Raw genomic sequence first — 11,002 nt, forward strand, 5'->3', positions numbered from 1 at the left:
TTTTGAGAGTATACAATTATGTTAATTTAGGTTATAATATAAATAATAAAGTTGTATAAAGATTTTCCAATGATTAAAAATAAATAAAAAACTTTCGTAAGGGGGTGAAGCTGCTAAGAAGCAGCGGACGATATGGATAATAATCTTGACAGAACAATGCAATTTGACTTAAACATTAACAAAGAAGATTTAACTAAATCAATTTTAAATGATGTATATACAGCATTGAAGGAAAAAGGATATAACCCAATAAATCAGTTGGTAGGTTATCTAATTTCAGGGGATCCTTCTTACATTACTAGTTATAACGGAGCAAGAGCTTTACTTAGAAAACTTGAAAGAGATGAAATACTTGAAGAGGTAATAAAATCTTATCTAGAAATAAAATAAAAGGTGCCCGTTAATCGGGCGCTTTTATTTATTAAAAATTATTTTTTTAAATAAATTAAACAAAAATTAAAAAATTATGAACACGTTTTACTAGTTCAAAATTAATTAAACAAAGGAGTTTCTATGAGAATATTAGGACTTGATATGGGATCAAAGACTATAGGAGTTGCATTAAGTGATCCGTTAGGATGGACAGCACAAGGAATTACAACAATAAGACGTACTAAAAAGGAACAAGATTTAGAAGAAGTGAATAAAATATGCAATGAATATGGTGTAGAAACTATAGTTGTTGGATTACCTAAAAATATGAATGGAACTATTGGAGAATCAGGAGAAAAAGCTCTAGAGTTTGCGGAGCTACTAAAAGAAAAGACAGGTTTACCAATAGAAATGTGGGATGAAAGATTAACAACAGTAGCGGCACATAGAGCAATGTTAGAAGCTGATCTTTCAAGAAATAAAAGAAAGAAAATTGTAGATAAAATAGCAGCAACATACATATTACAAGGATATCTTGATAAATTAAGATTAAGTAAGTAGTTAATGGGAAAGAGACTAAATAAGTAATTAAAAATATGAGATAATTAAGTTGTTTGCAGTTTTGATATTTTATGTAATAATATAATAAACAATTCAAATGAAAAAGGAGTTTGTAAAAATGGAAAAAGATTTAAAAACAATACAATTATTTGATGAAGATGGAAATGAGATAAATTTAAATGTAATAGCATTCTTTGATATGGTAAACCCTGAGACGGAAGAAAAAAGTGAGTATGTTATAGTTCAAGAACAAGGATATGAAGATGAAAATCCTTTTGCTTTAAAAGTAATAAAAGATGAAGAAGATAATGATATTTTTGAATTAATTGAAAATGAAGTAGAATTAGCTGCTATAGAAGAAGCTTATAATACTATTTTTATGGACGAAGAATAATTTAAAGAAATGAGGTGTTAAGTATATGAGCACAGTTAATATAGATATTGAATTATTGAAGGAAAACTTAAAACAAAAGGGCTATAAGTTAACGCCTCAAAGAAGAGCTATTGTAGATGTAATCATTGAAAAAGAGGGAGAACACTTAACCGCAGAAGAAATTTATGATGAAGTTAAGAAAATATGTCCTGATATAGGTTTAGCAACAGTATATAGAACTGTATTATTACTAGAGGAGATAGGCGTTATTTTTAAGTTAGATTTAAATGATGGATGTAGTAGATATGAACTTGTTCATAGTGAGGAAGAACATAGACATCATCACTTAGTATGTAATGAGTGTAAGGCTGTATTTGAAGTTCAAGATGATCTTTTAGATGAACTTGAAGAAAGAATTGAAAATACATACGGATTTAAGATTTTAGATCATAGTGTAAAATTCTTTGGAATATGTGCTAACTGTTGTAAAAAACAAAAAGGTGAATAAAAGGATATTTTAATATAGTATGTATATACTTTGAAATACATAGTGGAAAAGAGAAGGAGGGGACATATGAAGAATGAAAAGGCAAAGGTTAAGATTATTCCTTTAGGTGGGGTAAATGAAATCGGAAAAAATTTAACAGCAATAGAGTATAAAAATGATATAGTTGTAATAGATTGTGGACTTAAATTCCCAGATGAAGATATGTTCGGAATAGATTTAGTTATACCTGATATAACGTACCTTATAAAAAATAAGGAAAAAGTATCGGGAATATTCTTAACTCATGGTCACGAAGATCATATTGGAGCGTTACCATATGTTTTAAAACAATTAAATGTTCCAGTATATGGAACAAAATTAACGTTAGGAATAGTAGAAACTAAGCTTAAGGAACATGGATTATTAAGTTCAACAGAGCTTATAAGAGTAAAACCAAGAGATGTAATTAGATTAAATTCAGTATCCGTAGAGTTTATAAAAACTAATCACTCAATTGCTGACTCAGTTGCAATTGCAGTACACACGCCATTAGGTGTTGTACTTCATACAGGAGATTTTAAGGTGGATTATACACCTATTGACGGTGAAGCTATGGATTTTGCAAGATTTGCAGAATTAGGAAAAAAGGGAGTTCTTGCTATGATGGCAGACTCTACAAATGTTGAAAGAGCTGGGTATACAAACTCAGAAAAAATTGTTGGAGAAAGTTTAACGAGAATATTCGGAAAAACTAAAGGAAGAATAATTATTGCAACATTTGCCTCAAATATTCATAGAATTCAACAAATAATAGATGCTGCTTCAGTATATGGTAGAAAAGTTGCCGTTTCTGGAAGAAGTATGGAGAATATATTGAATGTAGCTATAGAATTAGGCTATATTGAAGTTGATAAGGATACTTTAGTATCTATTGATCAAATTAATAAATATAATAATGATCAGGTAGTTATTATAACTACTGGAAGTCAAGGTGAGCCAATGTCTGCATTGTCAAGAATGGCAGCATCAGAGCATAGAAAGGTAAATATTGTTGAAGGTGATACAATAATTATTTCGGCTACACCTATTCCAGGAAATGAAAAGCTTGTATCAAAAGTTATTAATCAATTATTTAAAAAGGGTGCAGAAGTTATATATGGCTCTCAAGAAAATATTCATGTTTCAGGTCATGCCTGTCAAGAAGAGCTAAAACTTATGCAAACATTAGTTAAACCAAAGAATTTTATTCCAGTTCATGGTGAATATAGACATCTAAAACAACATGGAGAACTAGCTATAAAATTAGGATTAGATCCTAAAAATGTAATTATTCCTGAAGTAGGGGATGTAATTGAAGTTACTAGAAGTGGCATTAAAAAGAATGGAAGCGTTGTTTCGGGACAAATATTTGTTGATGGACTTGGTGTTGGAGATGTTGGTAATATAGTATTAAGAGATAGAAAACATCTATCTCAAGATGGTATATTAACAGTAGTTGTGACTTTATCAAAAGAAAGTAAAACTATAGTAGCAGGTCCAGATGTTATCTCAAGAGGATTTGTTTATGTAAGGGAATCTGAAGGATTAATGGATGAAGCAAAAGATATTGTTAGAAATATTTTACTTGATTGTGAGGAAAAGAAAATTACTGATTGGGCAACATTAAAATCAAATGTAAGAGATGAGCTTAGAGCTTACCTTTACGAAAAAACTAAGAGAAAACCAATGATTTTACCAATTATTATGGAAATATAAGTACTAGTTGACAAGTAACAAAGATAATAGTAGAATAATTTAGAGATTTGGAAATTGGATACGAGTGTATCCAATTTTCTTTTTAAGTAAAATATTTATAGGTTTACAAAAGGAGAATCTAAATTTATAATTTAGTAATTTTAACTTTAAAAGATATAGCGTAGCATAGGTTTTATTACCTTTAGCCTGCTTTGTTCAAAAGTAAGATAAGCCTTTAAAATAAAAATTATGAATTTAATAGTAATATTTAAATTTATTAATAAAAGTTAATGGAGGAAATTAAATGGAATTAATAACTAGAGATGATATTAGAAATATAGCAATAATAGCTCACGTTGACCATGGTAAAACAACATTAGTTGATGCTATGTTTAAAGAAAGTCACGTATTTAGATCAAATGAAAAAATGGATGAAAGAGTAATGGACTCTAATGATTTAGAAAAAGAAAGAGGAATTACAATTCTTTCAAAGAATACTGCAGTTATGTATGATGGAATAAAAATAAACATCGTTGATACACCGGGACATGCTGATTTCGGTGGAGAAGTTGAACGTGTACTTAAGATGGTTGATTCAGTTTTACTTGTTGTTGATTCTTATGAAGGACCAATGCCACAAACAAAGTTCGTTTTAAAGAAAGCTCTAGAGCTAAAGTTAAAACCAATCGTTGTTATAAATAAGATAGACAAACCAAACGCTAGACCAGAAGAAGTTATTGATGAAGTATTTGACTTATTCCTAGAATTAGGAGCTGATGATGAGCAATTAGACTTCCCAATTATATATGCTTCTGCTAGAGAAGGTTTTGCAAGATATAATGTTGAAGATACAAATATGGGTATGGAACCATTATTTAAGACAATTATAGAACATGTTGAACCACCAAAGGGATATATAGATGGACCTTTCCAAATGCTAGTTACAACTTTAGATAGTAATGCATTCGTTGGTAAAATTGCTATAGGTAAAGTACATAGAGGAAAAGTTAAGAAAAATCAAAGCGTTGCTTTAGTTAGACAAGATGGAAGTAAAGCAAATTACAAAATAACAGCTGTATTTGGTTATAATGGATTAAAGAGAGAAGAAATTGAAGAAGCTGGACTTGGAGATATTATTGCAGTAAGTGGTATTATTGATGCTAATATTGGAGAAACTATAGCTGATTCTTCTAATCCAGAAGCTTTACCATTCGTTGAAATTGATGAACCAACACTTAACATGAACTTCATGGTTAATGATTCACCATTTGCAGGTAAAGAAGGGGAATTCGTTACTTCAAGACACTTAAGAGATAGATTAATGAAAGAATTAGAAACTAACGTAAGTTTAAGAGTTAAAGAAATAACTCCAGATTGTTTCGAAGTATCAGGAAGAGGGGAACTTCACTTATCAGTTCTTATTGAAACTATGAGAAGAGAAGGATTTGAGTTACAAGTTTCTAAGCCAAATGTTATCTTCAAAGAAGAAAATGGTAAAAAATTAGAACCAATGGAATACTTAACTATAGATGTACCAGAAGAATTCATGGGTGCTGTTATGGAAAAAATGGGACCAAGAAAAGCTGAAATGGTTAATATGACATCAGCAGTAAACGGATATACTAGATTAGAATTCGTAATTCCTGCAAGAGGTCTTATAGGATTCAGAAATGAATTCATGACAGATACAAAAGGTAATGGTATCATGAATCACGTATTTGAAGGATATGCTCCATATAAGGGAGAAATTGAATCAAGAAGCAGAGGTTCAATAGTATCATTCGAACAAGGTGAAGCAATTGCTTACGGATTATTTAATGCTCAAGAAAGAGGTAGATTATTTATAACTCCAGGTACACCAGTATACCAAGGTATGGTTGTTGGAGAATGTTCTAGAGCAGAAGATTTAGATATCAATGTTTGTAAAGGTAAAAAATTAACTAATACAAGAGCTTCAGGTTCTGATGATGCTGTTAAATTAGTGCCAGTTACTACTTTAACATTAGAGCAATCAATTGAATTTATCGGAAATGATGAGTTAGTTGAAGTTACTCCAGAAAGCATTAGAATTAGAAAGAGATACTTAGATGCTGCTGAAAGAAAGAGAATGATAAGTAGAAGTAAAAAATAATTATGTAAATTCTTTATAATTGCATATAAAAGTATTATAATAGTGAATAGCTAAGAAATTTAGCTATTCACTTTTAAATACAGGGGGTATTTATGAAAAGAAAGGCTAAAAATACCGGTAGAACTTTAAGAAAGAAAAAATCAAAGAATACTGGAAGACCTTTAATTGTTTTATTATTAATTATTGTAATAGCTTTAACTTCTATGTTTATATCAACAATTAATAAGCCTCTTAAAATTTCAGATTCACAAGTAGTAGATGTTAAAGAAGGCGATAGCTTTTATAGCATTATAAATAGTCTTTCTAATGAAAATAAAATTAAAAGTCCATTTATAATAAAAATTTATGCTAAGCTAACAGGCCTAGATTTAGAGGTGGTTCCAGGAAGTCATACCTTAGATAAGGGCATGTCTGTAAAGGATATAGCTAAAACTTTAAAGGATACCAATAATGCAAATGAAATAACATTAACTATTCCAGAAGGCTTTAATATAGAAGATATAGCAGCTAGAGTAGAAGAAAAGGGCATTTGTTCGAAAGATGAGTTTTTAAATGCAGTAAAAAGTTATCCATTGCCATCTTATGTAAAGGATAATTCAGATAAAAGATATAATTTAGAAGGTTTTTTATTCCCAGATACATATAACTTCGAAATTGGAGTTGAACCACAATACATAATAAAAACAATGATAAAGAGATTTGAAGAAGTGTGGAATGAAATAACACAAGGACTTGATATTAAAGAGGATAATATTGAAAATATAATTAATGTAGCATCTATTATTGAAAAGGAAGCAAGGGTAGATGAAGATAGACCTTTAATAGCTTCTGTAATTTATAATAGATTAAAACAAAATATGCCTTTGCAAATTGATGCAACGGTTATTTATGCACATGGATATTATATAGAGAATGTAAGGAATAGACATTTAGCAATTGAGTCAAAGTATAATACATATTTACATAAGGGATTACCAGTAGGTCCAATATGTAATCCGGGTGCACCATCTATAAAAGCTGCATTACATCCCTCTGATACAAATTATTTATTTTATCTATTAGCATCAGATGATGAACATTATTTTACTGATAATTATGATGACTTTTTAAAAAAGAAACAAGAATTAGGATATTAACATATACGGAGGTTTAGTATGAGTGGAATTACCTACGATTATATGGAAGAATATATAAGAGGATTAATACCAGAAAGTGAAGGAAGATTAAAAGAGTTAGAGGTATTTGCTAAAGAAAATGGTGTGCCTATAGCTCAAAAAGAAACAATAAAATTCCTAGAATTTATGGTTAGTATGAAAAAACCATTAAGAATATTAGAACTTGGTACTGCAATTGGTTATTCTGCAATTATAATGCATGATGCGGCAGGAACAAATCCTCATATAACTACCATAGAACGAAGCGAAGAAATGATAAAGTATGCAAAAGAAAATATAAAATCTTTTGGACTTGAAGATAAGATAGTTATTGAAGAAGGAGATTGTCTTGAAATACTAGAAAAATTACAAGAACCATATGATTTAATATTTATGGATGCAGGTAAGGGACATTATAATCACTTCTTACCACATTGCTTAAGACTTTTAAAAGATGATGGTATAATAATTGCTGATAATGTTTTATTTAGAGGCATGGTGGCAAGTGATGAATTAGTTAAGAGAAGAAAGATAACTATAGTTAAAAGAATGAGAACTTACTTAGAACTAGTATCACAAGATCCAGATTTAATAACATCAGTAATTCCTATGGGAGATGGAATTGCTATTACAAGAAGGAGGTAACAAGTATGAGAAAGCCTGAAATATTAGCACCAGCTGGTAATTTAGAAAAGCTAAAAATAGCTATAGATTACGGTGCAGATGCGGTATATATCGGTGGAGGTAAATTAAATCTTAGAGCCTTTTCAAATAATTTTTCAAATGAAGAAATGATTGAGGGAATTAAGTATTGTCATGATAGAGGTAAGAAAATTTATGTAACATTAAATGTCTTTGCAAGAAATCATGATTTACCTTCAGCAGGAGATTATATTAAGGGACTTTATGATATAGGTGTAGATGCAGTCATAGTAGCTGATCCATCACTAATTGCTATATGTAAAGAAGTTGCACCAGAATTAGAAATACATTTAAGTACTCAAGCAAATACTGTTAACTGGATGGCAACTAAATTCTGGTATGATTTAGGTGTTAAGAGAATAGTATTAGCTAGAGAATTAACATTTAAGGAAATAAATGAGATAACTGAAAATATTCCAAATGGATGTGATATAGAAGCCTTTATTCATGGTTCAATGTGTGTTGCATATTCTGGAAGATGTTTAATATCAAACTACATGATTAAAAGAGATGCCAACAAAGGTATCTGTGGAAATGTATGCAGATATAAATATCATTTAGTTGAAGAAACTAGACCAGGTGAATATTATCCTGTTATTGAAGATGACAATGGAACATATATAATGAATTCAAAAGACTTATGTATGATTCATCATATACCTGAACTTGTTAAGAGTGGTATTTATTCTTTCAAAATTGAGGGAAGAATGAAGAGTGAATTCTATGTAGCTTCTGTTGTTAAGGCATATAGAGAAGCTTTAGATAGTTATTGGGAAAATCCAAGCAACTATAAATTTAAAGATGAGTGGATGGATATGCTTAGAAAAGTAAGTCATAGACCATATCATACTGGTTTCTATTTAGGAATAAATGGAGAACAAAATTATGATGATGCAGGATATGTTAGAGATTATGAAATTGTTGGTATGGTAAAATCTTATGATCCTGAAACTAAAACTGCAACAGTACTTCAAAAGAATAGAATATTTGAAGGTGAAGAAGTTGAAGTTTTAAGACCAGATGTACCATATTTTAAGATTAAGATCGAAGATATGTATGATTTAGATAAAGATAGAAAAACTGATGTTGCAAATAGAGCACATATGATGTTTACTATTAAGGTAGATACACCATTAAAAGTTAATGATATGCTTGTAAAAGCAAACAATGTTATTAATATTAATAACAACTAAGGAGGCCTAACAAATGAATAAACCTATTTTAATAGGAATTACTGGAGGAACAGGATCTGGTAAGAGTACAATAGCTGATGCTTTATATTCTAATTTTTCAAAAGAGTGTATAGCAATGATACAACAAGATATGTATTATAAAGATCAAAGCCATTTATCAATGGAGGAAAGAGTTAAAACTAATTATGACCATCCAATGGCTTTCGATAATGATTTATTAGTTGAGCATTTAAAGAAATTAATAAAGGGAGAATCTATAGAAAAGCCAAGTTATGATTTTACTGTTCATAATAGAGCTAAAGAAACTACTACTGTAGAATCAAGAGATATAATTTTAGTTGAAGGTATCTTAATATTAGAAGATGAAAGAATAAGAGATCTTTTAGATATAAAAGTTTATGTAGATACTGATGCTGATATAAGAATTTTAAGAAGATTAGTAAGAGATATCAATGAAAGAGGAAGAACTGTTGAATCGGTAGTTGACCAATATTTAAGCATTGTTAGACCTATGCATCTTCAATTTACAGAGCCATCAAAGAAGTATGCTGATATAATTATTCCAGAAGGTGGACATAATTATGTTGCAATAGATTTATTAATGGCAAAAATTAGAGATATACTTAAGTAATTTGAATAAAACACCTCATTTTAGTCTAAAATTTAGCTAAAGGAGGTGTTTTTTTGTATAGATATAAAATTGATAATAAAAAATCACTAATTATTTGTATTGTATTTTTTAGCATTTTTATTGCTTTAACTATAAGATTATATATATTAATGATATATCCAACGACTTCTGTTCAAGGAGAACTTGAAAATCATCAAGTTGAATATACTAGTGATAGTAACTATAAGTTGTTTGATACAAATGGAAATAGTCTAATAAATTATAAAAATAAGTATATCATGGTTATTGATACTAAACCTTTTAAGTTAAACAATTATGAAGAAACATTACAAGATTTATTAGCGTTAAACTTTATAATGAAATCAGAAAATGAAGATTTTAATTTTACTGATATAATGAATCAAAGTGGTAAGCTTTATTACACTGTAACTAAAGAAACTTATGACAAAATAAATAGGTTAAATGATATAAAGGGAATATACACTTATGTTTATAATGAGTTAGACCTAAAAGAAAGATGGAGTGTAGAAAATATTATTGCATCCATAGATAAAGATAATGTATCTAAGGATTCCTTTGAAAGCGGTATTGTAGATATAATTAAAGATAACAAAAGGCCAACCATAGGTTTCTATCTAGATGAGAAATCTATATATAGAAGTAATGAGACTAATTATGGGAAAAACAATAAAAATATAAGGTTAACTATTGATGAAGAGTGGTCAAATAAAATAAAAGATGTCTTAAATAGTGATAATTATAGTAATTTAGATAATGTAGGTGTAGTTCTTTTAGAAGCTAGTACAGGAAAAATAAGAGCAATGGTTCAAAAAGACGAATCTGAAGCAAATATTAATTTAGGTATAGGGCAATTAGGATTTGAACCAGGCTCTATATTTAAAGTTATAACAGAGGCAATTGCTTTAAATGAAGGTTTAATTAATATGGATGATACCATTTATTGTAGCGGTAACATTTGTAGTAATGGAGGTAAATCATATGCTCATGGAAGTTTAACAATAAATGAAGCTTTCCAGGTTTCCTGTAATGATATATTTGCAAAGATAGGTGAATCTATAGGGTATGAAAGGATGCTAAAATATACTACTAATTTAGGATTATATAATAAGGTTTTAGGTTTAAGTGGAGAAAATAGAGAAGAGGCTGTAGGGGTAATGGCTAAACCAAGTGATGGAATTAGCAACTTTGCAATAGGTCAATGTATAACAGTAACACCACTTCAAATTGCAGGAGCTATTAATGCAGTAGTAAATGATGGAGTATATATTAAACCATATCTTATAGAGGCTATAGTTGATGAAGAAAATAATGTTATAGAAACTATTCAAAATGAGGAAAATAGAATATTTACCTCTACTACATCCAAATTAGTTAAAAATAGTATGCATGATGTTATTTGGAAAGGAACGGGCTCAGCAGCAAAGATAGAAGGGATAACTCAAGGAGGAAAGACAGGTACAGCTACAGGGGAAGGTGGTGCAACTACTCATGGCTGGTTTGCTGGATATTTTGAGTTAAATAATAAAATGTACACATTAGTAATTGTAGCACCAAATATAAATGGGGTAGATGCAAATGGAAATGATTTAGGTGGAGGAAATACAGCTGCACCTATTTATAGAGATATAATTAAATCATTAATG

Annotated in this window: 11 protein-coding genes; all 11 read left to right on the forward strand. The window is 29.4% G+C overall.

Annotated elements, in window-relative coordinates; all coding sequences use genetic code 11:
• Nucleotides 1-132: 132 nt before the first annotated feature.
• Nucleotides 133-390, forward strand: a complete 258-nt coding sequence (locus tag Q0G30_RS07530) for an IreB family regulatory phosphoprotein (protein ID WP_133014261.1) — start codon at nt 133-135, stop codon at nt 388-390.
• Nucleotides 391-513: 123 nt separating this feature from the next.
• Nucleotides 514-933, forward strand: coding sequence for a Holliday junction resolvase RuvX (gene ruvX, locus Q0G30_RS07535; RefSeq protein ID WP_294388512.1), 420 nt, complete (start codon nt 514-516; stop codon nt 931-933).
• 118 nt (nt 934-1,051) lie between these two features.
• Nucleotides 1,052-1,327 (forward strand): DUF1292 domain-containing protein, encoded by a 276-nt coding sequence (locus Q0G30_RS07540; protein ID WP_294129286.1) that lies wholly within the window; start codon nt 1,052-1,054, stop codon nt 1,325-1,327.
• A gap of 25 nt (nt 1,328-1,352) precedes the next feature.
• Nucleotides 1,353-1,814, forward strand: coding sequence for a Fur family transcriptional regulator (locus Q0G30_RS07545; RefSeq protein WP_294388517.1), 462 nt, complete (start codon nt 1,353-1,355; stop codon nt 1,812-1,814).
• 66 nt (nt 1,815-1,880) lie between these two features.
• A complete protein-coding gene (locus Q0G30_RS07550; RefSeq protein ID WP_294388519.1) occupies nt 1,881-3,548 on the forward strand; it encodes a ribonuclease J in 1,668 nt (555 codons plus the stop codon).
• 283 nt (nt 3,549-3,831) lie between these two features.
• Nucleotides 3,832-5,658: a translational GTPase TypA gene (typA, locus tag Q0G30_RS07555; RefSeq protein ID WP_294388521.1), complete on the forward strand. Its 1,827-nt coding sequence runs from the start codon at nt 3,832-3,834 to the stop codon at nt 5,656-5,658.
• Between the two features lie 92 nt (nt 5,659-5,750).
• A complete protein-coding gene (gene mltG / locus Q0G30_RS07560; protein WP_294388523.1) occupies nt 5,751-6,794 on the forward strand; it encodes an endolytic transglycosylase MltG in 1,044 nt (347 codons plus the stop codon).
• Nucleotides 6,795-6,812: 18 nt separating this feature from the next.
• Nucleotides 6,813-7,457, forward strand: a complete 645-nt coding sequence (locus tag Q0G30_RS07565) for an O-methyltransferase (RefSeq protein ID WP_294388526.1) — start codon at nt 6,813-6,815, stop codon at nt 7,455-7,457.
• A gap of 5 nt (nt 7,458-7,462) precedes the next feature.
• Complete coding sequence (locus Q0G30_RS07570) at nt 7,463-8,707, forward strand: U32 family peptidase (protein WP_294388529.1); 1,245 nt, start codon at nt 7,463-7,465, stop codon at nt 8,705-8,707.
• A 13-nt stretch (nt 8,708-8,720) separates the two neighbouring features.
• Entirely contained in the window at nt 8,721-9,338 is a 618-nt protein-coding gene (gene udk / locus Q0G30_RS07575; RefSeq protein ID WP_294388531.1) for a uridine kinase, read from the forward strand.
• 53 nt (nt 9,339-9,391) lie between these two features.
• Nucleotides 9,392-11,002 (forward strand): penicillin-binding transpeptidase domain-containing protein (locus Q0G30_RS07580; protein WP_294388534.1); only part of this gene is annotated, 1,611 nt, incomplete at its 3' end.

Origin of the sequence: uncultured Clostridium sp., assembly GCF_934754925.1 — a bacterium.
In the GTDB taxonomy this organism is placed as follows: domain Bacteria; phylum Bacillota; class Clostridia; order Clostridiales; family Clostridiaceae; genus Clostridium.

Bases quoted from the DNA above. Each gene is read 5' to 3' on its own strand.
- mltG (WP_294388523.1), top strand. From the start codon at position 5,751: ATGAAAAGAAAGGCTAAAAATACCGGTAGAACTTTAAGAAAGAAAAAA.
- Q0G30_RS07540 (WP_294129286.1), top strand. From the start codon at position 1,052: ATGGAAAAAGATTTAAAAACAATACAATTATTTGATGAAGATGGAAAT.
- typA (WP_294388521.1), top strand. From the start codon at position 3,832: ATGGAATTAATAACTAGAGATGATATTAGAAATATAGCAATAATAGCT.
- Q0G30_RS07550 (WP_294388519.1), top strand. From the start codon at position 1,881: ATGAAGAATGAAAAGGCAAAGGTTAAGATTATTCCTTTAGGTGGGGTA.
- Q0G30_RS07545 (WP_294388517.1), top strand. From the start codon at position 1,353: ATGAGCACAGTTAATATAGATATTGAATTATTGAAGGAAAACTTAAAA.
- Q0G30_RS07530 (WP_133014261.1), top strand. From the start codon at position 133: ATGGATAATAATCTTGACAGAACAATGCAATTTGACTTAAACATTAAC.
- udk (WP_294388531.1), top strand. From the start codon at position 8,721: ATGAATAAACCTATTTTAATAGGAATTACTGGAGGAACAGGATCTGGT.
- Q0G30_RS07565 (WP_294388526.1), top strand. From the start codon at position 6,813: ATGAGTGGAATTACCTACGATTATATGGAAGAATATATAAGAGGATTA.
- ruvX (WP_294388512.1), top strand. From the start codon at position 514: ATGAGAATATTAGGACTTGATATGGGATCAAAGACTATAGGAGTTGCA.
- Q0G30_RS07570 (WP_294388529.1), top strand. From the start codon at position 7,463: ATGAGAAAGCCTGAAATATTAGCACCAGCTGGTAATTTAGAAAAGCTA.